The organism is uncultured Photobacterium sp. (genome assembly GCF_947502415.1).
Classification (GTDB): domain Bacteria; phylum Pseudomonadota; class Gammaproteobacteria; order Enterobacterales; family Vibrionaceae; genus Photobacterium.
Genome location: NZ_CANMZV010000014.1, coordinates 82309 through 107984 on the forward strand (window position 1 = coordinate 82309; position 25676 = coordinate 107984).

Here is a 25676-nt window from a genome sequence, read left to right on the forward strand (position 1 = left end):
TCAAAAGTGTCAGCTGATTAAAAATGGTGCGAAATTCTAATCTGATCTGGGGGCATTTGTAAAGCATTCTGCAACCCTGAACTGGTTAATTTCTGTTAAGGGCGGTAACATTGCCTCCAATTACCATAAGTATAGAGGTTGTTATGCGTATACTGGGCATCGAAACCTCCTGTGACGAAACAGGCGTTGCTATTTTCGATGATGAAAAGGGCCTATTGGCACATGAGCTTTATAGCCAGGTAAAACTGCACGCGGACTATGGCGGTGTGGTGCCTGAGCTGGCCTCGCGTGACCATGTTAAAAAGACAATTCCGCTGATCAAGGCGGCGTTGGCGGATGCTGGCCTGACCCCGGCTGATCTTGACGGGGTTGCTTATACCGCAGGCCCCGGTTTGGTTGGTGCTTTGCTGGTAGGTGCGACCATTGGCCGTAGCTTGGCGTACGCATGGGATTTGCCAGCGGTAGCTGTCCACCATATGGAAGGTCATTTGTTGGCTCCGATGCTGGAAGATAATCCGCCTGAATTCCCGTTTGTGGCGCTGCTGGTTTCCGGTGGTCATACCATGATGGTGGAAGTGAAAGGGATCGGTGAATACCAGATCCTGGGTGAGTCGATTGATGATGCCGCCGGTGAAGCATTTGATAAAACAGCTAAACTGATGGGACTGGATTATCCGGGTGGGCCATTGCTGTCGAGACTGGCAGAGAAGGGCACACCGGGTCGCTTTAAATTCCCGCGCCCGATGACCGATCGTCCGGGGCTGGATTTCAGCTTTTCAGGATTGAAGACATTTGCAGCCAATACAATCCGTGCCAATGACGATGATGAGCAGACCCGTGCGGATATCGCTTTTGCTTTCCAGGAGGCCGTTGTTGATACTTTGGCAATCAAATGTAAGCGAGCTCTGAAACAGACCGGGTTTAATCGCTTAGTGATTGCTGGTGGCGTGAGTGCGAATAAGTATCTGCGCCAGGAACTGGAGAAGCTGATGGTTGGAATGAAGGGTGAGGTGTTCTATCCGCGTACTGAATTCTGCACTGATAACGGGGCGATGATTGCATATGCAGGGATGCAGCGCCTGAAGAACCAGGAAATCATGGATCTTGGGGTGAAGGCTTACCCGCGCTGGCCGATTGACCAGCTTAAGCCGATTCGTGACTAAGTATCAGCTTGATGAATATATTAAGGGCGACCCCAGGGGCCGCCCTTTTTTTATCTGTTATAGAAAGCTATCGTTTTCAGTGCTTGGAATTGCGGGTGAATTTGTTCCAGATTTTGCTTTCCTTGCCTTCGAGCAGTCGGCGGACATTCTCATGGTGGCGAAAGACGATCAGGCAAGAGAGCATGGAAACCGGCATGGTGTATTCCGGTTTAATCCACCAGGTAAACATTGGTGCCATCAGGGCGGTGATCAATGAGCCAAGTGAGGAGTAACCGCAAATCAGAACTGTTAGCAGCCAGGTGCCGATCAGTATTCCGCTGAGATCCCAGCCAATTGGCGCCAGGGCTCCGAGGGCGGTTGCGACGCCTTTGCCGCCGCGAAAATGGAAAAAGAGTGGGTAGATATGGCCCAGGCATGCGGCAATGCCGATTATCCCTAGCAGGAAAGGGTTGACGCCAATAAAGTAACTTAGCCAGACCGGTAGCATGCCTTTGAGGATGTCGCATACCAGCACCATGGCTGCTGCGCCCCGTCCGCCAAGGCGCAGGACGTTGGTCGCTCCCGGGTTGCCGGAACCGCTGTCGCGGGGATCCGGTAGGCCGCAAAGGCGGCAGATCAGCACGGCGCTTGATATCGAGCCAAGCAGGTAGGCGCCAATAATGATCAGAAGAACAAGTGGTGTCATGCAAACTTCCAACGGCTAGTGACAGAGGTATCGTCTTCTTCAAAATGACTGCTGATCTTTAGGGGCAGACTTTCATGCCGCATTGGCACTCATGTGGTATAGTGCTCGCATTCTGTCCGCATTGCTGATGCACTGTGGCAGATGAGCGTCATGATTGTTGACGATTACGACCTGATAATACGCGTTTTTGCTCAAATTAGGTATCCGACCTCTAACAAAATTAGCGATTGAACATGGATTCAGTATTTATCGAACATCTTGAAGTTATCGCCACCATTGGGGTGTATGACTGGGAACAGGCCATCAAGCAGAAGTTAGTGCTGGATTTGGAGGTGGCGCATGATAACCGCCCGGCGGCAGAGAGCGATGATGTTGCTTATGCCTTGGATTATGCCGCGGTAAGCAATGCTGTCACAGAGCACATTCAGAATGGCCGTTTTTTGTTGGTTGAGCGTGTTGCCGAGGAAGTGGCAACCTTGATTATGACTCAGTTTTCTGTGCCGTGGATCCGGGTTAGGGTAACCAAACCTGGTGCGGTAGTGAATGCCCGAGGGGTCGGGGTGCTGATTGAACGGGGCAGTAAGTGACCACCGTTTATATCAGTATCGGTTCCAATATTGAGCGTGAATACCACATTCATGCGGCGGTTGCCGAGCTGAAAAAATTGGGAGCCGGGATCCGGGTCTCGAAGATATTTGAAGCTGAACCAGTCGGGTTCAGCGGGCCGAATTTTTACAATTGCGTTGTTGAAATGGAAACGTCTCTGCAGCTTGCTGTTTTGCAGCAGACCCTCAAGCAGGTTGAGCTGACTTATGGGCGGGCTCCTGACGCGCAGAAGAATCAGAGTCGAACTTTGGATTTGGATATCCTGCTGTTTGGTGATGTGGTGCAGGATAACTCACCGCACCTTCCACGTTCTGATCTGTATAAGTTTGCTTTTGTGTTACTGCCGATGGTTGAGCTGTGTCCTGAGCGGGTGATCCCTGGAGATGGGCGGACAGTCAGCGAGATTTGGCAGGCATTTGAACATACACAGGCGCTTTGGCCTGTAGAAAAAGTTGCATGTTAAAGGATAGATAATGAGTCATTTTGAAGCCTTCGCATTGGCCCTGATCCAGGGGCTGACTGAGTTTTTGCCTATTTCGAGTTCGGCTCACCTTATTCTGCCGTCTCAAGTTTTTGGGTGGGCAGATCAAGGGTTAGCGTTTGATGTCGCGGTGCATGTTGGTACTTTGGCTGCTGTTATTGGTTATTTCCGCAAGGAAGTGGTGGCTTTGCTGGGAGCCTGGTTGGGCTCTATTTTCAAAGGCCGCCGTTGCGGCGAGGCCAAGTTGGCATGGATGATCGTACTGGCGACGATACCGGCCTGCTTGTTTGGCTTGTTTATGAAAGACATTATTGAGCTTTATCTGCGCTCGGCGTGGGTGATTGCCGGTACAACGATTTTCTTTGGTTTGCTTTTATGGTGGGTGGACTCCCGTGCAAGTTTGCATGCTGATGAGTATCAGACTAGCTGGAAGCAGTCATTGTTTATCGGTCTTGCTCAAGCCGCTGCGATGATCCCGGGGACTTCCCGCTCGGGAGCGACGATGACGGCAGCACTGCATCTGGGCTTTACCCGAGATGCGGCAGCACGTTTTTCTTTCCTGATGTCGATCCCGATTATTTTGCTTGCCGGCGGTTACCTTGGACTGAAACTGGTTACGAGCGGTGAAGCAGTTGATTTGGGTTCCCTGGGTATTGGTATTGCCGTGTCATTTGTCAGTGCCTATGCATGTATCCACGTTTTTCTGAAGCTGGTAACCCGCTTGGGGATGCTGCCATTTGTGATTTACCGCTTGTTGCTGGGCGCAGGCCTGATTGCATTCTTGCTTAGCCAGTAAGGTGAGTTTGATTAGATATAGAAAGCCCGGCATTTTTGCCGGGTTTTTTATTTTTCGATGAGAAGAGAGCCCTTCTTACCTGAAGGTTGCTAGGCAGGCTTTGATAGCTTCTGTACGGCGCAGAGCCAGTTGTTCTTTGATCTCTTTGCCCTTGAAGCCAGCCTCGATAATTGGTTTGACATCGACGTTCTGGGCGGCCGAGAACGCAGTTTGAAGACTATCTGCCTGGGGGTAGGCATCATCTTCGTGGTTAGTACGACCGCGGACATCGGCATGGCAACACAGAGCCAGTTGCCCAATACGCTCAGGCTTTCTCCAGGCGTCCATCTGGTCGAAGATCTTGATAAAGGTGCCCGGGCGTAGCTCATGGGCGTTATGGATCTTAGTATGTTGGGCGCAGACGACCAGTGCGAGGTCACGGTAGTCATTCGGTATCCGTAACCGCTGACACAATGCCTTGATGGCATTGAGCCCCGTCTGGCAATGCATCGTGTGGCTAGGCCATTCTTCCTTTGGTGTTAAGGCCTTGCCAAGGTCATGAACCTGGGCGGCAAAACGGATGATAGGAGCTTCGCTTAGTCGGGCGGCTTGTTCGGCAACCAGTACGGTGTGTAGTCCACAGTCGATTTCCGGGTGCCATTGCTCCGGTTGTGGGATGCCGAACAGGGCATCAAGCTCTGGCATGATAACGCCAAGGGCGCCGCATTGTCTGAGAACCTTGAGGAATACTTCCGGGTTGGCTGATGAGAGGGATTTTTCCCACTCTTTCCAAACTCGCTCCGGAGTCAGGGCTTTGAGTTCACCGGCCACCACCATTTCCTGCATCAGTGCCATGGTTTCCGGTGCAACGGTAAAGCCAAGGTGGGCAAAGCGCGCGGCAAAACGAGCAACACGAAGAACGCGTAGTGGGTCTTCGACAAAGGCTGGCGAGACATGGCGCAGTTGCTTGTTCTGTAGATCCTGCTGGCCGTTATAAGGGTCGAACAGGGTTCCGTCGTCGGCCCGGGCGATGGCGTTGATGGTCAGATCCCGCCGCATCAAATCTTGTTCAAGGGTGACGTCTGGAGCCGAATGGCAGATGAAACCAGTATAACCATGGCCGGACTTGCGCTCTGTCCGAGCTAATGCGTATTCCTGCTTGGTTTTTGGATGCAAGAAAACAGGAAAGTCACTGCCGACCTGGCTGTAGCCCCGATCGAGCATTTGTTGCGGTGTGGCACCAACCACAACCCAGTCTTTGTCTTTTACTGTCAATCCCAGCAGCGCATCACGGACGGCACCACCGACAAGATAGGTTTGCAAGCTTAACTCCTTTCGTTTTACAACGACGAATTTGGATATCGTATTGATCACCTTTGCGTTATAGATCGCTTCAATACGGTATCAGGGTATACAATCTTGGGTAGCAAAGGTAATTTAGTGCTAATTCCACAAATATATTACAGTCCTGATAAAGAATACCAAACTGAACAAGAATCTAAGCCTTTTCAATGTTACGGACAGGTTAGTACATTGTTCAGTTTGGTGTTTCAATAGGCCAAGTATCATCAACCACAGGTACAAGAGTATAAGGTATGTACAAGGATTTCTTTGGAATAACCGAATCCCCATTTTCAATTGTACCCAGCGCTCGATTCCTCTATCTCAGCGAACGTCACCGGGAAGCGTTGACTCATATGCTGGCGAGTTTGTCGGGGGGGGGCGGCTTTGGGTTGCTGACGGGTGAAGTCGGAACCGGAAAAACTACTGTGCTACGGGCTCTGGTATCCCGCTTGCCTCAGGAAACCCAGGTGGCCATTATTTTAAATCCGGCTCTGTCAGCCCATGAGCTATTGGCCACTATTTGTGATGAGCTGGGTGTCGATTACCCGGAAGATGCCAGTTATAAAAAAATAACTGATTGTATTTACCAGCATTTGCTCGCTAATCATGGTGAAGGTAAGCAAACCTTGCTGTTGGTTGATGAGGCCCAGCACCTGATGCCGGATGTACTGGAGCAGCTGCGTTTGTTGACGAACCTGGAAACAGAGAGTCGCAAGTTACTAAAGGTGGTATTGGTCGGTCAGCCTGAACTGCAGCAGTTGTTGCAGCAGGAGCGGTTGCGTCAGTTAGCCCAGCGGATCACCTCCCGTTACCACTTGTTGCCGCTGACACCGGAAGAAGTTGATGAATACATTAATTACCGTCTGAGGGCGGTCAATTGCCTGTATAACGTTTTTGAACCGTCGTTGACCCGGCAGATAGCCAAGGCTACCAATGGTATTCCACGCTTGATCAACCTGGTTTGTGACAAGGCGATGCTGCTGGCTTGTCAGCAGACGACTCACCAGGTGACTAAGGCGATTGTCAGCAGGGCGTGTGATGAGGTGCTGAGTTGGCAGTTGCCTGCAGAGCGACCAATGATAGGCGGTTCCCGTGTATATGCCGGTTGGGCTCTTCGCTGGGGTGGTGCTCTGGTGCTTGGTGGGCTGATGTCGGCTGGTATTTGGTACTTGCAGGGGGTGCCGAAAGCCTCTTCTGTCGTCGCCGTGCAGGAAGTGGAAGCTCAGCCAGATGTTTCACCGGTTGCCGTGGTATCGCAACCAGTGGTGGTGCCGAAGACGGTGAAACCTGATCCGGTGGACCGATGGCAACAGCTGAAAGAGCAAAGTCGTTCGGAGCGTCAGGCAATGCAGACACTCTATCGTTTGTGGGGCTATGAGACCCGACTGAATGAGGCTAACTGCGAGACTAGCCAGCGAATCGATTTGAGTTGCTACCAGGGCAAGAGCAATATTGAGCAGCTGAGTATTATCAACCGGCCGGTTATCGTGCCATTGCAGGAAGCCGAGCAGCCGGTTTCCTACGCGGTATTGTATGCCATCTATGATGACAGCATAGAGCTATTGCTGGCTGGGAAGCGGATAGCTGTCGATTATGACTGGTTCAATGCACGTTGGCAGAGGGCCTATACGTTATTGTGGCGTCCGCCGCTGGGAGATAAGACGACAATCCGTTATGGCCAGCAGGGACCTAGGGTGCAGTGGCTGAGCCAGCAGTTGAGCTTATTGCTCGGTGAACCTCTATCGCAGGCAGATCGGTTTGATCAGGTCTTGCTCGATAAGTTACGTCGTTTCCAGCGGGCGCAAGATTTGACGGCTGACGGTATTGCCGGGCCGAGAACCTTGATGCTTCTTGACTCAGCCCTGAATTTACCTGGACCGACACTGCAACCGGAGAAAAGTTAATGTCGAACTTACTTAATGCGATTGCGCAGTCAGAGCAGCAATACCAGGTTTATTCCTCACAGCCTAGCCAGCCTGTGAGGTCGGCTACGACAGCGCGCCAGCTTTCATCCTGGTTATTACCTGCTTTGCTGGTGGCTGTCCCGGTTGCGGGGACTTTGGCTTATAGTCAGTGGCGCTCTGTTGAAATTACTGAGGTTGCAGAGATTGTTCCTGCTGCAGTGATTCAGGCAAAAATTGAGGCACCGAAGGTAATGCCAGCGCCTGTTATGGTAAAAGCCGGGCAGACAGAGACGTATATGGATGAAACATTACTGCTTGCAGGTGAGAGTACGATTCGTTTACTGCCTTATCCTGAACTGCGAACAGAGCCGCTACCGTCGCTGAATCATCTGTTGTCGAACCGTGCAGCAGTACGTTCAGTGCAGCCAGCGGCAGTCCCGGCTAATAACCAACCGGTGAGTAAGACAAAGACCGTATCAGCAGAGGCCGCTGATAATGATTGGAACTTGGATGAACTGGACTACTCTGAGCTATCGCCACAATTGGCAGAGCAGCTGAAATCGGCAATTGCAGCAACGGATGGTGATGAACCGCCTGTTCAGCCAGAGGAACCGAGTGAGTCGGCACTAGCTCAACAGACAGAACCGGAGATTAAGGCGATAGCCTTAGGAGAGTTGCCAGCATCGGTTCAAAGCCGAATACCGTCGCTTGATTTCCAAACTCATATCTATTCTTCTACCGCGAATAGTCGTTGGGTTAAGGTGAATGGCCGTGAGGCTTTTGAAGGCGATGAGATTGCGCCCGGCGTAACGTTGCGCCGGATTGAGCCGCGGCAGGTTGTCTTTGATTTTGAGTCTTATCTGGTTTCCATGCCTTCGTTATCGGAGTGGTAACGGCGGTAACCAAAGATAAAAAAATGGCAGCCACGGGCTGCCATTTTTGTGAATTCAGATGATATTTACGCCCAGCCGTTATTACGTTTACGGCGTCGAGGGATAAGGTGTGGCAGAATAAGGCCGAATAGTAAACCTGCACCAGCGACCATACCACCGTAGGTGAACCACTTCATTAGCAGATCATCTTTCTGGGTATCAATTTGGGCGCGTAGCTCGCGGATCTCAGCCTGAGATGACATCAGCTGCTCATTAAGCTGGTTATTCTGTGACTCCAGCTCCGTGATTTGTTCAGTGCGGATCTGCAATGAGTCTTTCAGGCTAGCCATTTTCTCGTCACTCGAAGACTGAGCTTCGTTCAGTGCGGCTTTTACTTCGCCCAGTTCTTTTTCCAATGCCGGGTAGCGTTCTTTCAAGCCTTTCTGCTTGGAGATGAAATCGGTGTTAACCCAGCCGGTACGGCCGCGGCTATCGGTGATTTTGCTATATCCGCTTTCTTTATTGGTTTCCAGCAGAGAAACTTTAGAGCCTGCATTGATGCTGCCAATAATACGGTATTGGGTACTAGGGCCCCTGTGCATGTAAGTAAACAGATCGTCAGAGATATAACGAACCTGTGCGGCTTTCACCGGTAGGGTCAGCACGGTGCAAGCGAGTAATAGGATGCTGATTAGATGCTTCACAATATAGTCCTTGAGGAGCCAGTATTCTGTCTGAACACAAATACTAAGAACTTTGTGTCCAAGGTGCAAGAAAAGAGGGAGGCAAAGCCTCCCTCTTTTGAACCTGTACCACTTTTAGCCGAAGATGGCTTGCATAGCATAGAAGAAGATGACTGCAAGCAGCGCACCGGCTGGAAGGGTAACAACCCAAGAGGCAACAATGTTACGTACAACGCCTAGGTTTAGGGCTGCAATGCCTCGGGCAAAGCCTACACCTAATACTGCACCAACCAAAGTTTGGGTGGTGGAGATTGGCAGACCTGTGCCTGATGCAAGAACTACAGTGGATGCAGTTGCCAATTGAGCAGCAAAACCACGGCTTGGTGTTAGTTCGGTAATACCGGTACCTACGGTTGCCATTACTTTATGACCCAGGGTCGCCAGACCAAAGACGATACCGACGCCGCCAAGAGGCAGGATCCACCAGGCAATTGAACTTTTAGCCGTGATTTGCCCCATGTTTTCTACTGTTGATACAACGGCAGATAGTGGGCCAATCGCATTGGCTACGTCATTTGAACCATGGGCAAATGCCATCGCACAGGCTGTTACAACCATTAGCAGACTGAAGACGCGTTCAACGCCCGCATAGCCGTTGGTGTCGACTGAAGTACCGTCATCAGTGTACTTACGGCTGATATAGAAGTAGCCGAATAGCATAATGATAGTCGATACTGCAATTGAGGCAGCCCAAGCTTCACCGCTAGAGAGGTGCAAACCAACGTGTTTCAAGCCTTTCTTGATTGTTACCAGAGCAATGACCATCGCCGTGATGAACATGTAAACAGGCACGAAACGTTTTGCATTAACTAGCGGATTGTCGGTATCAAAGATCAGGCGCTGGGCACTGACGAAAATCGCATAAGCAAAGAAACCAGAAATGACCGGGGTAATAATCCAACTGCCGACGATGCCCTTAACTGAGTTCCAGTCCACGGCGTCCGTACCAACAGACACACAGGCAAAACCGATGATAGCACCGATGATTGAGTGAGTTGTTGATACCGGCCAGCCCATGAAGGAAGCCACAAGCAGCCAAGTACCCGCAGCAAGCAGGGCAGACATCATGCCGTAAACCAAAATTTCTGGTTGATCAGCATAGAAAGAAGTCTCGATGACCCCTTTACGGATGGTGTCGGTTACTTCACCGCCTGCCAGGTAAGCACCGGCAAATTCAAAAATCATCGCGATGATGATTGCTTGTTTAACAGTTAGCGCTTTGGAGCCTACAGATGTCCCCATGGCATTAGCAACATCATTCGCACCAATACCTACGGCCATTAAAAAACCGAAAAAAGCTGCCACCATGATAATCATAGTGCCGTAGTTAGCCAGGATTTCCATTGTAAAACCTTGTTTTTATTCAACTCTCTCGCTTAAGAACGCGATAGCATTATTTCTAGTCGCGAGCCGACACGTTGTGCCTGGTCAGCAATACTGCCAACCCACTCGAGAATTTTGTACAGGAACATGACATCCACCGGACTGTATTGGTCTTCGATGGACATAAGTTGTTGGCGTAATTGAATCTGCATGGTGTCAGTGTCATCTTCGATAACATCCAGCTGATTAATCATTTCAGCAACCAGTGTCACTTCCCTGCCTTTGAAGCCGGTTTCTAGCAGTTCATCCAGCTCGTTAATAACACGGCTAGCCTGATTGGCTGCATCAAGGCAACGTTGGACGTAGGCAATGAAATCCGGGTATAAGGCATCAGGAATTCGCAGCTGACGGCCCAAGACTCGACCAGCGATATCTTTGGACAGATTAGCAAGCTTATCCTGCTGGGTTAGAAGGCCAAGCATGTCAGTACGATCGACTGGCATGAAAAGACCACGAGGTAGTTTGAGGCGGATCTCACGCTTCAACACATCCGCATCTTTTTCAAGCTGCGAGATTTGTTCGCGTAAGTTCGACGCTTTTTCCCAATCGCCGGCATGACATGCCTCGAAAAAAGGAACAAGCAATTCGCAACATTCAGTTACACGAGTAACATGACGTTGCAATGGTTTGATTGGGGATTTAGCAAAGAGCCCCATAATTGTATTTACTGGCATAGCCGATCAACCTAAAGAGTGCCTTATAAGGCTAAATCTTGAGCGATGGTCATTAAGGCGCGCATGTTAACGTATAAGTTAGTATAGGGGAACTATTTTCGATCAAGGTTTTGTCGATATTTCATGCTTGCCCCGAAGCCCAATTGCAAATATCCTTGGTTTGCCACTGTTTATAGGTATAACTATGGAAACCGAGATAGAACTGAAGTTTTTCGTCTCACCAGAATTTTCGAGTCAATTATTACGCAAAATATCTGAAGCGAAAATACTGCAGCAAAGTAGTCGAATGTTAGGCAATGTCTACTTCGACACCCCAGACCAAATCCTTCGCCAGCACGATATTGGCCTACGGGTCCGTCGTTTTGATGATGTTTTTGTTCAAACATTGAAAACAGCAGGACGAGTGGTAGCAGGATTGCACCAGCGTCCGGAATACAATGCTGAAACCAATGGAAATGATCCTGACCTTTCCTTGCATCCAGCCGATGCTTGGCCGGAAGATATCAATGTTGCAGAAGTACAGCAGCAGTTAGCACCTCTTTTTTCTACTGACTTTGAACGCCAGCAGTGGCTAATAGCCATGCCGGACGGTAGCCAGATTGAACTGGCTTTTGATCAGGGTGAAGTGAGTGCCAATGGCCAGACAAGCCCGATTTGCGAAGTTGAGCTTGAGCTTAAATCCGGCCAGACCGATGCGCTATTTACCCTTGCCCGCGAATTGTGTGCCGACGGTGGCATGCGTCTGGGTAACTTGAGTAAGGCGGCCCGTGGCTACCGTCTAGCAGCAGGTTACCAGGGAGATGCAGTTAAACCGTTGCAGTTTGTACCGGTACAGGCGCGAGAAAGCGTCGAGTCGGTGTTTGTTAAAACGCTGGAGCATGCGCTAGCACATTGGCATTACCATGAGCAGATTTTTGCCGAGCGTCAGGAACAGGCTGCGTTATATCAGATTCATCAGGCTTTGACTCTGATCCGTCAGACCTTGGTGATGTTTGGTGGAATGATCCCGCGCAGAGCCAGTGCCTTATTGCGTCAGGAACTGAACTGGCTCGAAGGTGAGCTGGAGTGGTTAGAAGAGTTTGCTAGCATTGAACAGTTGCTGGCGGACAAGGGCCATGCCCTGAAAAAGCTTAATGCCCGTAAGGCATTGATGAAATTGCTGAACGCTCGTCAGGCTGAGTTCCCGGAAGCGGATGAGATGATGGAGCTACTGAAGTCTGCCCGTTATTGTAGCTTGCTACTGGATCTTAGTCGTTGGATTTTGAGTCATGGCTGGCAGCCGTTCCTTGATGACAAGGCCCGTGAGCGATTGGCTGGAAATATTAAGGCTTTTGCCGATAATGTCCTGACCCGCTCTTGGGAAGAGCTGGCGGATGTGTTCCCCGCGCAGCGACAGCTGAGTCGCATTGATTATCTTGATCAGCAGCCTCGCCTGACTCGCAATTTGATGAGCGGCCTGTGTTTTGCCAAGCTGTATGATGAGGATAAACGTGCTAGCTTTAGAATGCCTTGGTTGGACTTGTTGCGCGGAATTGAAGACTTGCGCCAGCTTGAGCCGATCAGAGTGTTACTGGAAGAGCAGGAAGAGGAAGATCGTAGCCAGATTGAAAAGTGGCTGGGTCGTCAGGAAGAGTCGTTGCTCCATGCGATGGAACAGACTCGCCATAACGGGATTGAACAGTTACCGTACTGGCCATAGTCGCCTCGAGATTGATTACTTGAAACGCCCTGCTAAAGCAGGGCGTTTCTATATCATCTATTCTTGGTAATCTTGCTCTGTTTGCCTGGCTTGGCGAGGGAGGAGTTGCTGCGCGTTGAGCTGTTGTTCTAGTCGGGTGAGGCGTTCAAGTAATTGCTGCTGGGTTGCCAGCATTTGCTGCCATTCTTCTTCATGCCGACGGGCATTTTGTTCTTTCTTTTGGGTTGGATCGGAAATAATTGAGCTGATAAGGCCTGCCACCATACCAAAGAGTCCGACACCGGAGATAATGATCACGGCTGCCAGGGCTTTTCCAAGTTCAGTGACTGGATAGTGATCACCATAGCCGACTGTCGAAATCGTAACAAATACCCACCATATAGCGTCTCCCGCTGAATGGATATTAGACTCAGGGTGATTCCCTTCAAGCAGCAGCATCAGTGCCGAGCCGACGGTAACCAAGACGGTCAGCAGAAGGAAAATGGAGGCAACAGTTGCTTCGCGCCGGTTGCGGCGGATATGGCTGATGATCTGATGGCCGGAGCGGAGTAACCGGATCACTCGGAATATTTGTACGATTCGAGCGAACCTGACGGGCTCGATAACCGGAATGCTGGCGACAAAGTCAGGCCAGTGATGCTTGAGGTAGCTTCGCTTATCGTTACAACGAGCGAGGTCGGTCAGAAGTTGGCACCAGAACAGCAGGCAGATGAAGGTATCGACAGTCAGAAATAGTGAATAAATCCCTTCACTTTGTGGAATAAATATTAAGCTTGTCACAATCGCAAGAGAGACGAAAGATAATACTAGGGCCATTAGGCTCATAGGATTGAGTTCATGTTTGATGGCGTCGATCTTTTTCATCATTAAATTTTTGTCATGGCCTGCAGACATATAGAATAGCAGCTATTGTTTTGTGCTAGAAAATAATCCTAACGGTCGTGGGACGGGGAACTCTCACTGCCGATAAAAAGCGGATCTGTGGCAGATTAAGACCATGGCTACCGGAGCAATAACGTCTCCTCCTCGATAAGTTACCTCTTTGTCAGGGGCGAGATTATTTTAATATGGAGATTCCAAATGGCGAGGATGGTTTTCAAACCATGGGAAAAAGGGCTGACGAATATTCGGTTGGTGCCGAAGTTAGTGTTGTTGATGGTGTTCAGTACCGTTTTGCTGATCGGTAAGCAACTCTGGGATGCCAATACTTTTTACCAGTCGGTGGTTGAAATTCAGCAGGATCGCTCGAAAGAGCAGGCCGAGGCTAATGCGGCAATGCTGAAGACATTCCTGGCTCAGGGCGAAGCCGGTAAGGCGATGGCAGAACAGGCCATAATTGCCCAGGCAGGAACCCTCAAAGAAGGCGCTTATCTATACCTGGTCGAACGCGATAGCGGCAAGGTATTGGGCCATCCTCAGGCTCGTTCTCTTCGTGATCTAACTACCTCGTTGGAAAATGGTACGTCTTTGTCGGGATTTCTTAATCAGCTAGTCGGCTCATCTGGTTTGATTCTGGCGAATCAGGAACGTTTCGAATATGCCGTAGAGTTGTCGCAGTGTAACTGGCTGGTGGTGGCATCTCAACCGGTCTCTGAAGCAGAGGCATATCACAGTGATTATTTGATGCAGGTTGCCTGGCAGACAGGATTGATGATTATTGCCTTTGTGGTGATCTTACTCAGTGGTTCCAGCGTGATGCTGCGCCAGACCCGTTACCTGGCAGACAGTATCCAGCTGCTTGCGGCACGTAACCTGTCGCAGCCGATTGAGATGGATTGTCGTGATGAATACGGCGATCTGGCTCGCGAGCTGGAGAAAACCCGGGTTCAGCTGCATGATGTGATCCGTAGCCAGCGTGATGCGGCTTCAGAGCTGTCTGGTTTGGCTGAGATCATGTCAATCAGTATGGTGGAAACCAAAGAATCATCACAGGAAGAGTTCAATGAAGTGGATCAGCTTGCGTCGGCAATGAGCGAGATGACGTCGACAGTCCAGACGGTAGCAGGTCATGCTCGTGAAGCTTCGGAAGCGACAGAGGGCACTTCTACACAGGCGAAGCAGGGGCAGCAGTTCGTCTCTGACACTATAGGAACGATTAATCAGCTTTCTCTGGATATTAGCCAGTCGGCAAATGCCGTCAGCCAGGTGGAAGAGCGTGTAGATCAAATCGGCAGTGTGATTGTCACCATTCAAAGTATTTCTGAACAAACTAACCTATTGGCATTGAACGCAGCGATTGAAGCGGCCCGAGCCGGTGATGCCGGTCGCGGCTTTGCCGTGGTTGCCGACGAGGTTCGTAACCTTGCTCAGCGCACCCAGACCGCGACAGTTGAAATCCAGGAAATGATTTCTCAGTTGCAAAGCAGTGCTCAGCAGGCTGTTGGTTTGATGGAGCAAAGTGTGGTTGAGGCAGCCGAAGGTGTTGAGTTGGTTACCAATGCCGGTGGTGAGCTGGATAAGATTGTTGATCAAGTTCAGCTAATTAATGACATGAACTTCCAGATCGCTTCTGCTGCCGAGCAGCAGAGCTCGGTAGCTGATGAAATGAGCCAGAACCTGACCAACGTTCGAGAATTGGTTGAGGCTTCAGTTGTGGTGGTGTCTGAGCTGTCTGAAACCTCGGATATGGTGCAGAACCATGCAACTGAACTGGAAAACAAGATCCAGGCTTTCCACGTCTGATCTTCCCTACGTTCTCGGAACGTGATTCAGAGACTTTACAACGCCCGCTAATATGCGGGCGTTGTGTTATGTTATTGGATATAAGCCTGTCCGGGAAAATAAAAAGGAACCGCAATGACCCAGCCTGAACGATTGACTGCCGCCGCCGACAAGGCCATTGAAAAAATCCAACAAGCCCATCCCGAACAGTTGGCGCAATGGCCGCAGGAACGTCAGGAAGAATTGCGCCAAGTGTTAGGTTATAGCGACTTTGTTACCGCTTCAATTGTGCGTGATAGCCAACTGTTGCCTTGGTTGGCCGAGCATGTCGATGAGCATGACCACGCCAGCCTCTACCGCAGTCAATTGGCCGGCAAGCTTTCTGCGGCGACAGATGAAAATAGCCTGATGCGTTTGCTGCGCGCTTTTCGCCGTCAGGAGATGACTTGGATTGCCTGGCGGGATTTTACGGGTAAGGCATCATTGACGCAGAGCCTTGAACACCTTTCGCAGTTAGCGGAAGCGTTGATCATGGAAGCTTATAACTGGCTCTATACCCAATATTGCAAGGAGTGGGGAACCCCGATGAATGTCCATGGTGAGGCGCAGCCGATGCTGATCCTTGGAATGGGCAAGCTGGGAGGCGGGGAGCTGAACTTTTCCTCTGATATCGATTTGATCCTTACCTATCCGGAAAACGGAGAAACACAGGGCGGGCGGCGTAGCTTAGCTAATGCGCAGTTCTTTACCCGGCTGGGGCAGCGGTTGATCAAAGCGCTGGATCAGCAGACATTCGATGGTTTCTGTTATCGGGTAGATATGCGCCTGCGTCCGTTTGGTGACAGTGGTCCGCTGGTGATGAGCTATGCGGCACTGGAAGATTACTATCAGGAGCAGGGACGAGACTGGGAGCGCTATGCGATGATCAAAGCCCGAGTGATGGGGCGGGAAAGTTTCAGCCAATACCAGGAACTGCGCCAGATGCTACGGCCGTTCGTGTTCCGCCGTTATATCGATTTTAGTGCGATTCAGTCGCTGCGCCGGATGAAGTCGATGATTAGCAGTGAAGTGCGGCGTCGTGGGCTAAGTAACAACATTAAACTGGGGGCGGGCGGGATCCGGGAAGTGGAATTTATCGCCCAGTCTTTCCAGTTGATCCGAGGCGGCCGTGAGCCGAGCCTGAGGCATCGTGGATTGTTGGAAACCTTGGCGGCGATGAAACGGCTGTCGCTATTGCCGGCAGAACAAATCGCAGCACTGGAGAAGGGGTATGCCTTTTTGCGGAGGCTGGAGAACTTGCTGCAGGCCATTGATGATAAGCAGACCCAAACCCTGCCGGATAAGCCGTTAGACCAAATACGCCTTGCATGCGCTATGGGATACGAAGACTGGACCGCTTTGCTGACTGACGTTGAAAGTCATATGACGGCTATTCATCAGGTGTTTGATGACATTATCGGTAATGGCGAGGAAGAGGAGCATGCTGCTGCCGGAGCCCAGTATCAGGAAATGTGGGTAATGGTGAAAAATGAAGAGGTGCTGCACAGCATTCTTGATGAGCTGGGCGCCCCGGATGGGGCAAGCCAGGTCAGTATTCTGCATGACATGAAATCAGAGCTGTCGAAACGCACTCTGGGCCCGCGAGGTCGGGAAGTCTTGGCTAAGCTGATGCCGGAAGTCTTGATGCGGATTGTTACCCGGCCTGATGCCGAGTCCGTATTGTGTCGGGTAACCAAGCTGATCACCCGGGTGGCGACACGTACTACTTACCTTGAATTACTGAGTGAGCATCCGGCGGCATTGGATCAACTGGTACGTTTGTGCGCTGCCAGCCCGATGGTTGCCGAGCAGTTAACGCAGTATCCGATATTGCTCGATGAACTGCTTGATCTCCAACACCTTTATAATCCGACGCCATTTGAGCAATACCGAGACGAGCTGCACGAATTTCTGGCGCGGATCCCGGAAGAGGATATGGAGCAGCAGATGGAGGCTATTCGTCAGTTTAAGCAGGCTCAGTTGCTGCGGATCGCTGCTGCCGATATTGCGGGAGCCTTGCCATTGATGAAAGTGAGCGATCACCTGACTTATCTGGCTGAGGCGATTATCGGGGCTGTGGTGAATCAGGCCTGGCTACAGATGGTCGAAAAATACGGTGAGCCGTCTCATCTGCAGGAGCGGGATGGCGGAGGGTTTGCGGTGCTGGGATACGGTAAGGTCGGCGGCTGGGAGCTGGGATATGGCTCCGATCTTGATCTGGTTTTTCTCCATGACTGCCCGGCAGATGTCTACACCACGGGTAAGAAGGAAATAGACGGCCGTCAGTTTTATTTGAGGTTGGCACAACGGATAGTTCATCTGTTTTCGACCCGTACAGCATCGGGCGTACTTTATGAAGTGGATGTCCGATTGCGTCCGTCCGGGGCATCCGGCTTACTGGTTAGTACCATGGATGCCTTTGCCGATTACCAGCAAAGTGAAGCCTGGACTTGGGAGCATCAAGCGCTGGTCAGGGCGCGGATGGTCTATGGTGATAAGCGGCTTCAGCAGGACTTTGCCAAGGTTCGTTGCAACATACTGATGCAACAAAGGGAACCTCAGCAGCTGCAGCGGGAAGTGGTTGAGATGCGGCAGAAAATGCGTGAACATCTTGGTAGTAAGAAAGCCGGTTTGTTCGGCCTCAAGCAGGATGAAGGCGGGATCACTGACATAGAGTTTATTGCTCAGTACTTGGTGCTGCAGCATGCATGTGGTGAACGAGCCCTGACGCGTTGGTCTGATAATGTCCGAATATTCGATGCCATGGCGCAATGCGGGATCATGAGCCAGCCCGATACCGAAGCATTGAAGAATGCTTATTGTTGCATGCGTGATGAGATCCACCGTTTGAATTTACTGGGACAAGCTGCATATGTACCTGCAGATAAATTTATAGTTGAGCGTAAAGTTGTGCAGCAGATCTGGTCTCAGTGCTTTATACCCAAGTAACCTCAAGATGCAGAGTGATAAAGCTTTGTGTTAGTATTTTTCCGTTTTTTCTATCCCGGAGATAATAATGAAACTGACGCTTCCTGATTATGATCAAGCAGGTGTTTTGGTTGTTGGTGATGTCATGCTAGACCGTTATTGGTATGGACCAACTGGGCGGATTTCACCTGAAGCGCCGGTACCTGTTGTTAAGGTAGATCAGGTTGAAGAGCGTCCGGGCGGTGCGGCCAACGTGGCTATGAATATTGCGGCCTTGGGAGGCCATGCTCGGTTGATTGGTTTGACGGGCATTGACGAGCCGGCTAAAGCACTGACTGAGAAGCTCTCATCGCTGGATGTGCGTTGTGATTTTGTTTCGTTGCCGGATTATCCGACGATCACTAAGCTACGTGTAATGAGCCGTGGTCAGCAGTTGATCCGCCTGGATTTTGAAGAAGGTTTCCATGATGTCGATGTGGATCTGATCCTGCCTCGTCTGGAGCAGTCGCTGTCGAATGTGAAAGCGGTGGTGCTGTCGGATTACGCCAAGGGCGCCCTGGAGCATATCCAGGCGATGATCGTTCTGGCTCGCAAATTTGGTGTACCTGTGATGGTTGATCCGAAAGGAACAGATTTTGATCGCTACCGTGGCGCGACTCTGCTGACACCGAACCTGTCTGAATTCGAGTCCGTTGTCGGCAGGGTGAAGACGGATGAAGAGCTGGTAGAGAAAGGCTTAGGTCTGATTGAGCAGTTTGATCTTGAGGCCCTGTTAGTGACGCGCAGCGAAAACGGTATGACCTTGTTGCAAAAAGGCCAGAAGCCGCTTCATATGCCAACCCAGGCTCAGGAAGTTTATGATGTGACTGGTGCCGGTGATACTGTTATTTCTGTGCTGGCGGCCTCTTTTGCCGCGGGGAAATCTCTGTCGGATGCCTGTAAGCTGGCTAATGCGGCTGCCGGTGTTGTGGTTGGTAAGTTGGGCACATCTACCCTGTCGACCATTGAACTGACTGAGGCGATTTATGGTAGCCAGGACAGCGGTTTTGGTGTGATTGCCGAAGCTCAGCTTAAGCAGGCTGTGCAGGCTGCTCGCGCTCGTGGCGAAAAAGTGGTCATGACCAATGGGTGTTTCGACATTTTACATGCCGGTCATGTGGCATACCTGAATGAAGCTGCCAAGCTGGGTGACCGTCTGATTGTTGCCGTGAACTCCGACAGCTCGGTTCAGGCGCTGAAAGGCCCTGGTCGCCCGGTTAATCCGGAAGACCGTCGGATGGCGGTATTGGCAGGCCTTGGCGCTGTTGATTGGGTTGTACCATTCTCTGAAGAAACGCCACAACGTTTGATTAGCGAAATTTTGCCAAGCCTTTTGGTAAAAGGTGGCGATTATAAGCCGGAAGAGATTGCCGGTGGTAAGGAAGTGATTGCGGCTGGCGGTGAAGTGCGGGTATTGAACTTTGAAGATGGCTGTTCAACAACCGAGATCATTGATGCTATTCGTGGTGGTCGCGGCTAAGTGCCGGATCTGCCTTAATAGAAAAAGCGCCATCTTAGATGGCGCTTTTTTTGTTTGGTTTTGTACCGTCCTGAGATAAGTTGAGCCTTACTTCTTGGCCGTAACCAGTCCGGTATTCACATCCAGGACATCTTGCTCATTCAGTGAACCAACAGCCTGTTTAAGTTGTAGCTGGTTGATGATGTAGTCGTAGCGGGCATTGGCCAGCTGGCGATTGGCATCATACAGTCGGCGGGTTGCATCCAGTACATCAACAATAGTACGGGTACCGACATCGAAACCGGCTTCAGTGGCCTCCAGTGCTGATTGGGCTGAAACGACGGATTGCTGGAAAGCTCGGATCGCACCAATTGACGCGTTGATGTTGTTGTAGAAAGCACGTACGTCTTTTACGACGCTGCGGTATGAGCTTTCCAGATCTTCACTTACAGACACATAGCTGAACTGTGCTTGCTTAACTTCGGAGGTTGTACGGCCACCGGTATAGACAGGCAGGTTGAGGTTGATGCCGGCAGTTAGCGTACCGTCATCGTTGAATTGCTGTTTTTCATCGTAGCTATAGCCAGCATTGAATGACAGGGTTGGCAAGTGACCTGATTCTGCCAGGGCAATACGATCGCGGGCAATATCTTGCGAAATACGGGCTGTCAGCAGGCTGAGGTTTTCAGTTTCTGCATCTTTGATCAGTTTAAGTACCTGGGCTTCAGGGCTGCTTGCCGAGAAACGGTTCGTATCCAGGATATTCAGTTTTGAATGTTCCTGACCGGTAATTTCGCGTAGCCCTTCGTAGCTATTGGTTAGCTCATTTTCTGCCAGGATTTCGTTTGCCAGCACATTGTCGTACTGAGCCTGTGCATCATGAACATCGGTGATCGCTGACAAGCCAACTTCAAATCGTTGTTTGGTTTGCTCAAGTTGGCGGCCCACCGCAGCTTTTTCAGCTCGGACAAAATCAAGGTTATCCATAGCACGTAAGACATCAAAGTAAGCATTGGCTACGCGCAGGATCAGACCTTGCTGGGAAGCTGCGTAAGCGGCATCGCTTTGGCGTGCTTGTTTTTCGCTAATGTCCAGGTTGACCCAGCTTGAGCGGTTGTAAATTGATTGTTCTAGTGTCAATCCGCCATTGAAGCCATCCGTATCACCGTCCATTCGCGCGACGTTATAGCCTGCTGCCAGGTTAACTTGCGGTAGTAGTGCGCTTCGGGAGGAATTAATCGCTTCAAACGCTGCATCTTTGTCGGCGGCAGCACGAAGCAGCTGAGGATCGTTTTGTTTGGCTTGTTGGTAGATGTCGGCTAGATCGTCAGCTAGTGACGCCTGGCTGAAGCCACCAAGCGCAACGCTAATGATAAGCGGAAGCAATTTTTTCATGGGTGCCTTTCCTGGTCCTGACAATATATAAAAGAGAGCAAAAAATTTAGTTTATTCGAAGATACCTTGCCTGAAACTGATCAGTGAACACTTTTACTTAATTTTACGCTGTTTACTTAATCATATGTGATTGTAATCTATCCAACTCCAAAATTGGACTTAAATAAAATCATAATAATTGTCATAAATGTTGAATTAAATCATTGCTGACTGACAGTTTGAATGAAAAAATATATAGCAAAGGGAGATGACATATGAGTAACAAGATGCCGACTGGCTCTGTGCTGGATGCTTATAGCAAAGATGATGTTGAAGTTTTGTCCACGGAAACGCTATATCAGGGATATTTCAGCATGGTGAAGTACCGCTTTCGCCATAAGCTTTTTGCCGGAGGTTGGAGTGAGCCCCTCGAACGTGAGATGTTCGAACGTGGGCATGCCGCCGCCTTGTTACCTTATGATCCGGTTGAGGATAATGTCGTTCTGGTCGAACAGTTTCGGGTCGGAGCGATGGCTGCCGACTGTGCGCCCTGGCAGCTGGAAATTGTGGCCGGTATTATCGAGCCCAATGAAACCGCAGAAAATGTGGTGAGCCGGGAAGCGGTTGAAGAGGCTGGGGTGTCTGTTACTCAGCTGGAAAAAATTACTCGTTATCTGTCGAGTTCTGGTGGCTGTTCTGAAATGCTGGATGTATTTGTCGGGCGTGTCGATAGTCGCAAAGCAAAGGGCATTCATGGCTTGGCTCATGAGGGAGAAGATATTCGAGTTCATGTTGTCTCTCGACAGGAAGCATATCGGTGGGTGGAATCTGGTAGAATTGAAAATGCAGCCTCAATCATTGCGCTACAATGGTTGCAGCTAAACTATTTACGTTTACAGTCCCAGGCTCAATAACCAGCCCATTGGTTTAAGGACACCGATTGAATAAAAGATACACCGTTGATTTTGCGGGCATCATGCGCTTATATGAGACAAATTATGCGAAGCTGCTCCCATTACTGCCAAAAACTGACAGGGTGGGTGATGAGTGCGTATATAAAGTTTTCGACCATGAGTACCAGTTGAAAATTACGGAATCGACTCGTTACACCACAGTGATCGAGCTGTGGCAGCGCGCCAATGGGGAGTTGCCGAATTACCTGATCCCACGCCTGACTGTGCGGCTGTACCACGATGCCAGAGTGGCAGAAGTGTGTTCCGTACAGCAGATTTCTCGACTGAAGCCGCGGTATGATTACCCCAATTTGCGGATGCACCAGAAAGATGAAAAACATCAAGTGAATCGCTTTTTGGGTGACTGGCTGGCCTATTGCCTTAAAAATGGGATCAGTAAACAATCGGTTTGTTAACAGTATTAGATAGACAAGGTTTTTGACGTTTTGCAGACGTATTCTCTGCCACAGACGAGCCCAGATAGTGTGGTTCTCCTTCAAATCACCGATACCCATCTATTTGCGAATGAAGCAGGTAGCCTATTGGGGGTCGCGACAAAAGATAGCTTTCATGCAGTTCTGGATGCTGTAGATGTTGCTGCACGTCCGTTTGAGGCTATAGTTGCCACGGGGGATATTTCGCAGGATCACAGTGAAGATTCGTATCAGCGCTTTATTAGCGGAATTGCCCGCTGGCCGCAGCCGTGTTTCTGGCTTCCGGGTAATCATGATTATCAGCCGAGTATGGCATCAGTATTGCCGTCACCAACGATTAAGCCATGCCATCAGGTATTGGCGGGTGATTACTGGCAGGTTGTGCTGCTTGATAGCCAGGTGCAGGGCGTGCCGCACGGTGAGCTGAGTGAAGCTCAACTGGTAATGCTGGATGAGGCGTTGACGGCGTACCCGGAGCGTCATGCTCTGATATTGCTGCACCATCATCCTCTTGAGGCTGGGAGTTCCTGGCTGGATCAGCATAAATTACATAATGCTGAAGCATTTTGGCCGGTGGTTGATAAGTATCCGCAGGTTAAGGCTGTTTTGTGTGGTCATATTCACCAGGAGCTGGATCGTATTTATCACGGGGTGCGGGTTTTGGCGACACCGTCGACGTGCATTCAATTCTTGCCGGATTCGAGTGACTTTGCTCTCGATCCGCAAAAACCAGGCTGGCGTTACCTTGAACTGAGGAAAGGCGGTGAAGTGGTGACGTCGGTATATCGTTTGGATGGAGATGATTTCTCTCCTGAATTGGATTCCTGCGGGTACTAAATGAAACCCTTACTGCTTTATATTCATGGTTTTAACAGTTCACCTAAATCGATGAAAGCAACAATGATGGCTGAGTATTGTCATCAGCACCGTCCGGATATCCGGGTCGAAATCCCGCAGATGCCTTGTTATCCTGCAGAGGCAGCAGCTTTTATTGACCAGCTGGTGGACTCGCTGTGTGGGGAATACCGGATTGGCTTGGTCGGCAGCTCACTGGGGGGGTATATTTCCACTTGGCTGAATCGTCGCTACCAGCTTCCGGCTGTGGTGGTTAACCCGGCAGTCAAGCCTTATGAGCTGCTGGTGGATTATCTGGGGAGCCAGGAGAATCCTTATACGGGCGAGCAATACCTGTTGGAAGCAAAGCATATGGATGAACTGAAACAGATAGATGTGCCTGATATTGGCAATCCTTCATCGTTTTGGCTGTTGCAGCAGGAAGGTGATGAAATTCTCGACTATCGCCAGGCTGTTGAAAAATACGCGGCCTGCCGTCAAACAGTGGAGCCGGATGGCGACCACAGTTTTGTCGGTTTTGAACGTTTTCCCTCTGAAATCATCAAGTTTCTTGGGCTCTAACCGTTAACCCGGTCGCAATCTCCGACTGGCAGACGATGGAGCCGGACTCACAATTGTGGGCCTTATCCTCGACCTCAGCTTGACAACCGGGCTGGGGTTACTGACTATTGTGGCAAAAATTTTCTCGTAAACTTCCGTAATATGACAGATCAAAGCTATAACGCCGGAGCCATTGAGGTTCTTAATGGCTTGGAGCCAGTACGACGCCGTCCCGGCATGTACACCGACACCGTGAGGCCAAACCACCTCGGTCAAGAGGTTATCGATAACAGTGTCGATGAAGCATTGGCCGGTCATGCCCGCAAAGTTGAAGTTATCCTTCATGCTGACCAATCCTTGGAGGTCGTCGATGATGGCCGAGGGATGCCGGTGGATATCCACCCTGAAGAAGGGGTATCCGGGGTCGAGTTGATCCTTTGTAAACTGCACGCTGGTGGTAAGTTCTCTGGAAAGAACTACCAGTTTTCCGGTGGTTTGCACGGGGTAGGTATTTCGGTCGTGAACGCCTTGTCAACGCGGGTTGAAGTGAGCGTCAAGCGTGATGGTCAGGTTTACCAGATTGCGTTTGAAAACGGCGATAAAGTTTCTGAGCTTGAGGTGATTGGTACCTGTGGCCGCCGTGCCAAGGGGACCCGTGTTCATTTCTGGCCGGATGCTAAGTACTTCGACAGCCCGAAATTTTCAGTTTCACGCCTGAAGAGTGTGCTGAAAGCTAAAGCGGTACTGTGTCCGGGGCTTGAGATTGTCTTTACGGATAAAAACACCGATGAAACTCTGCGCTGGTGCTACGAAGATGGTCTGAAAGATTATCTGGCAGAAGGCGTGAAGGGGTATACCCTGCTGCCGGAAGAGCCGTTTACCGGTGTATTCAGTGGCCAGACAGAAGCGGCAGACTGGGCTCTGCTGTGGTTGCCTGAAGGCGGTGAGTTGATCACTGAAAGTTACGTGAACCTGATCCCGACGGCACAGGGTGGTACTCACGTGAATGGCCTGCGTCAGGGCTTGCTTGATGCGATGCGCGAGTTCTGTGAATTCCGCAATATGCTGCCGCGTGGCGTGAAGCTGACGGCTGACGATATCTGGGATCGCTGTGCTTACGTATTGTCAGTTAAGATGCAGGATCCGCAGTTTGCCGGCCAGACCAAAGAACGCCTGTCGTCCCGTCAGTGTGCAGCATTTGTTTCCGGTGTCGTAAAAGATGCCTTCAGCCTGTGGCTGAACGAGCGCCCGCAGCTGGCTGAACAGCTGGCAGAAGTGTGTATCGCTAATGCCCATCGCCGTATGCGTGCCAGCAAGAAAGTGGTGCGTAAGAAAGTCGCCTCTGGCCCGGCATTGCCAGGTAAGCTGGCTGACTGTTCGCAGCAGGATCTGAGCCGTACCGAGCTCTTTCTGGTGGAGGGTGATTCGGCAGGCGGCTCAGCTAAGCAGGCTCGCGATCGTGAATTTCAGGCCATTATGCCGCTGCGCGGTAAGATCCTGAATACCTGGGAAGTGTCTGCCGATCAGGTACTGGCTTCTCAGGAAGTGCATGACATTTCTGTAGCTTTGGGTATCGACCCGGACAGTGATGACTTGAGTGGACTGCGTTACGGTAAAATCTGTGTTCTTGCCGATGCGGACTCCGATGGTCTGCACATTGCCACTCTCTTGTGTGCTCTGTTCATGAAGCACTTTGAAGCGCTGGTGCGTGCCGGTCACGTGTTTATTGCAATGCCGCCGCTTTACCGTATCGATTTAGCCAAAGAAGTTTACTACGCCCTGGATGAGGCCGAGAAAGATGGCATCCTGGAGCGTTTGAGCGGTAAGCGTGGTAAGGTGAATGTACAACGATTCAAAGGTCTGGGTGAAATGAACCCGCTCCAGCTTCGTGAAACTACCATGGATCCGAATACCCGTCGTCTGGTTCAGCTTACGATTGATGATGATCAGCAGACCAACGAAATGATGGATATGCTGCTGGGCAAAAAGCGTGCTGAAGATCGCCGTCACTGGTTACAGGACAAAGGCGACATGGCCGAGGTGTAAGTCAGGCTGCTGCCTGGCT

At 50.6% G+C, this 25676-nt stretch carries 22 protein-coding genes; 15 read left to right on the forward strand and 7 right to left on the reverse strand.

Annotation, left to right across the window (positions count from 1 at the left end; all coding sequences use genetic code 11):
* The first annotated feature begins 143 nt into the window (after window positions 1-143).
* Window positions 144-1163 (forward strand): tRNA (adenosine(37)-N6)-threonylcarbamoyltransferase complex transferase subunit TsaD, encoded by a 1020-nt coding sequence (gene tsaD / locus Q0852_RS15305; protein WP_299019391.1) that lies wholly within the window; start codon window positions 144-146, stop codon window positions 1161-1163.
* A 76-nt stretch (window positions 1164-1239) separates the two neighbouring features.
* On the opposite strand, the gene plsY is transcribed toward tsaD, so the two are convergent.
* On the reverse strand, window positions 1240-1848 hold the full coding sequence (plsY, locus tag Q0852_RS15310; RefSeq protein ID WP_299019392.1) for a glycerol-3-phosphate 1-O-acyltransferase PlsY: 609 nt from the start codon (window positions 1846-1848) through the stop codon (window positions 1240-1242).
* A gap of 233 nt (window positions 1849-2081) precedes the next feature.
* Here plsY and folB point away from each other — a divergent pair, with 233 nt between their 5' ends.
* The 3 genes from folB to Q0852_RS15325 are packed head-to-tail and all read left to right on the forward strand — an operon-like array spanning window position 2082 to window position 3731.
* On the forward strand, window positions 2082-2435 hold the full coding sequence (folB, locus tag Q0852_RS15315; RefSeq protein ID WP_299019394.1) for a dihydroneopterin aldolase: 354 nt from the start codon (window positions 2082-2084) through the stop codon (window positions 2433-2435).
* Window positions 2432-2917, forward strand: a complete 486-nt coding sequence (gene folK, locus Q0852_RS15320; RefSeq protein WP_299019395.1) for a 2-amino-4-hydroxy-6-hydroxymethyldihydropteridine diphosphokinase — start codon at window positions 2432-2434, stop codon at window positions 2915-2917. Before folB ends, folK begins: the two co-directional genes overlap by 4 nt.
* A 10-nt stretch (window positions 2918-2927) precedes the next feature.
* Window positions 2928-3731: an undecaprenyl-diphosphate phosphatase gene (locus tag Q0852_RS15325; RefSeq protein WP_299019396.1), complete on the forward strand. Its 804-nt coding sequence runs from the start codon at window positions 2928-2930 to the stop codon at window positions 3729-3731.
* A gap of 75 nt (window positions 3732-3806) precedes the next feature.
* Here Q0852_RS15325 and Q0852_RS15330 read toward each other — a convergent pair whose 3' ends face one another.
* The gene (locus Q0852_RS15330; RefSeq protein ID WP_299019397.1) at window positions 3807-5033 is read right to left on the reverse strand and encodes a multifunctional CCA addition/repair protein; all 1227 of its coding nucleotides are present in this window, start codon (window positions 5031-5033) and stop codon (window positions 3807-3809) included.
* Between the two features lie 272 nt (window positions 5034-5305).
* On the opposite strand from Q0852_RS15330, the gene Q0852_RS15335 reads away from it, so the two are divergent.
* Together Q0852_RS15335 and Q0852_RS15340 are read left to right on the forward strand one after the other, a co-directional pair.
* Window positions 5306-6958, forward strand: a complete 1653-nt coding sequence (locus tag Q0852_RS15335; protein ID WP_299019398.1) for an AAA family ATPase — start codon at window positions 5306-5308, stop codon at window positions 6956-6958.
* Window positions 6958-7851: a general secretion pathway protein GspB gene (locus Q0852_RS15340; protein ID WP_299019399.1), complete on the forward strand. Its 894-nt coding sequence runs from the start codon at window positions 6958-6960 to the stop codon at window positions 7849-7851. Before Q0852_RS15335 ends, Q0852_RS15340 begins: the two co-directional genes overlap by 1 nt.
* Window positions 7852-7916: 65 nt before the next feature.
* Here the strand turns inward: Q0852_RS15340 and Q0852_RS15345 are convergent, their stop codons facing one another.
* The 3 genes from Q0852_RS15345 to Q0852_RS15355 all read right to left on the reverse strand — a co-directional run bounded on the left by Q0852_RS15345 (window position 7917) and on the right by Q0852_RS15355 (window position 10630).
* A complete protein-coding gene (locus tag Q0852_RS15345) occupies window positions 7917-8534 on the reverse strand; it encodes a TIGR04211 family SH3 domain-containing protein (protein ID WP_299019400.1) in 618 nt (205 codons plus the stop codon).
* A 114-nt stretch (window positions 8535-8648) separates the two neighbouring features.
* Entirely contained in the window at window positions 8649-9917 is a 1269-nt protein-coding gene (locus tag Q0852_RS15350; protein ID WP_299019401.1) for an inorganic phosphate transporter, read from the reverse strand.
* 32 nt (window positions 9918-9949) lie between these two features.
* Window positions 9950-10630 carry a TIGR00153 family protein gene (locus tag Q0852_RS15355; protein WP_299019402.1) on the reverse strand — a complete coding sequence of 227 codons (681 nt, stop codon included), beginning with the start codon at window positions 10628-10630 and terminating at the stop codon, window positions 9950-9952.
* Between the two features lie 184 nt (window positions 10631-10814).
* On the opposite strand from Q0852_RS15355, the gene Q0852_RS15360 reads away from it, so the two are divergent.
* Window positions 10815-12329, forward strand: coding sequence for an inorganic triphosphatase (locus Q0852_RS15360; protein WP_299019403.1), 1515 nt, complete (start codon window positions 10815-10817; stop codon window positions 12327-12329).
* Between the two features lie 57 nt (window positions 12330-12386).
* Here Q0852_RS15360 and Q0852_RS15365 read toward each other — a convergent pair whose 3' ends face one another.
* On the reverse strand, window positions 12387-13193 hold the full coding sequence (locus Q0852_RS15365; RefSeq protein ID WP_299019460.1) for a potassium channel family protein: 807 nt from the start codon (window positions 13191-13193) through the stop codon (window positions 12387-12389).
* 216 nt (window positions 13194-13409) lie between these two features.
* Between Q0852_RS15365 and Q0852_RS15370 the strand changes: the two genes are divergently transcribed.
* The 3 genes from Q0852_RS15370 to hldE all read left to right on the forward strand — a co-directional run bounded on the left by Q0852_RS15370 (window position 13410) and on the right by hldE (window position 19476).
* Complete coding sequence (locus Q0852_RS15370) at window positions 13410-15011, forward strand: methyl-accepting chemotaxis protein (RefSeq protein ID WP_299019404.1); 1602 nt, start codon at window positions 13410-13412, stop codon at window positions 15009-15011.
* A gap of 114 nt (window positions 15012-15125) precedes the next feature.
* Window positions 15126-17978, forward strand: a complete 2853-nt coding sequence (glnE, locus tag Q0852_RS15375; protein WP_299019405.1) for a bifunctional [glutamate--ammonia ligase]-adenylyl-L-tyrosine phosphorylase/[glutamate--ammonia-ligase] adenylyltransferase — start codon at window positions 15126-15128, stop codon at window positions 17976-17978.
* Window positions 17979-18045: 67 nt separating this feature from the next.
* Window positions 18046-19476 carry a bifunctional D-glycero-beta-D-manno-heptose-7-phosphate kinase/D-glycero-beta-D-manno-heptose 1-phosphate adenylyltransferase HldE gene (gene hldE / locus Q0852_RS15380; RefSeq protein ID WP_299019406.1) on the forward strand — a complete coding sequence of 477 codons (1431 nt, stop codon included), beginning with the start codon at window positions 18046-18048 and terminating at the stop codon, window positions 19474-19476.
* Between the two features lie 87 nt (window positions 19477-19563).
* Here the strand turns inward: hldE and tolC are convergent, their stop codons facing one another.
* A complete protein-coding gene (gene tolC, locus Q0852_RS15385) occupies window positions 19564-20850 on the reverse strand; it encodes an outer membrane channel protein TolC (RefSeq protein ID WP_299019407.1) in 1287 nt (428 codons plus the stop codon).
* Window positions 20851-21104: 254 nt separating this feature from the next.
* Between tolC and nudF the strand changes: the two genes are divergently transcribed.
* The 5 genes from nudF to parE all read left to right on the forward strand — a co-directional run bounded on the left by nudF (window position 21105) and on the right by parE (window position 25657).
* Entirely contained in the window at window positions 21105-21743 is a 639-nt protein-coding gene (gene nudF / locus Q0852_RS15390; protein ID WP_299019409.1) for an ADP-ribose diphosphatase, read from the forward strand.
* A gap of 26 nt (window positions 21744-21769) precedes the next feature.
* Window positions 21770-22198: a DUF1249 family protein gene (locus Q0852_RS15395; RefSeq protein WP_299019411.1), complete on the forward strand. Its 429-nt coding sequence runs from the start codon at window positions 21770-21772 to the stop codon at window positions 22196-22198.
* Between the two features lie 30 nt (window positions 22199-22228).
* On the forward strand, window positions 22229-23053 hold the full coding sequence (gene cpdA / locus Q0852_RS15400) for a 3',5'-cyclic-AMP phosphodiesterase (RefSeq protein WP_299019412.1): 825 nt from the start codon (window positions 22229-22231) through the stop codon (window positions 23051-23053).
* Window positions 23054-23632, forward strand: coding sequence for an esterase YqiA (gene yqiA / locus Q0852_RS15405; protein ID WP_299019414.1), 579 nt, complete (start codon window positions 23054-23056; stop codon window positions 23630-23632).
* A gap of 141 nt (window positions 23633-23773) precedes the next feature.
* Window positions 23774-25657 carry a DNA topoisomerase IV subunit B gene (parE, locus tag Q0852_RS15410; RefSeq protein WP_299019415.1) on the forward strand — a complete coding sequence of 628 codons (1884 nt, stop codon included), beginning with the start codon at window positions 23774-23776 and terminating at the stop codon, window positions 25655-25657.
* Window positions 25658-25676: the final 19 nt, after the last annotated feature.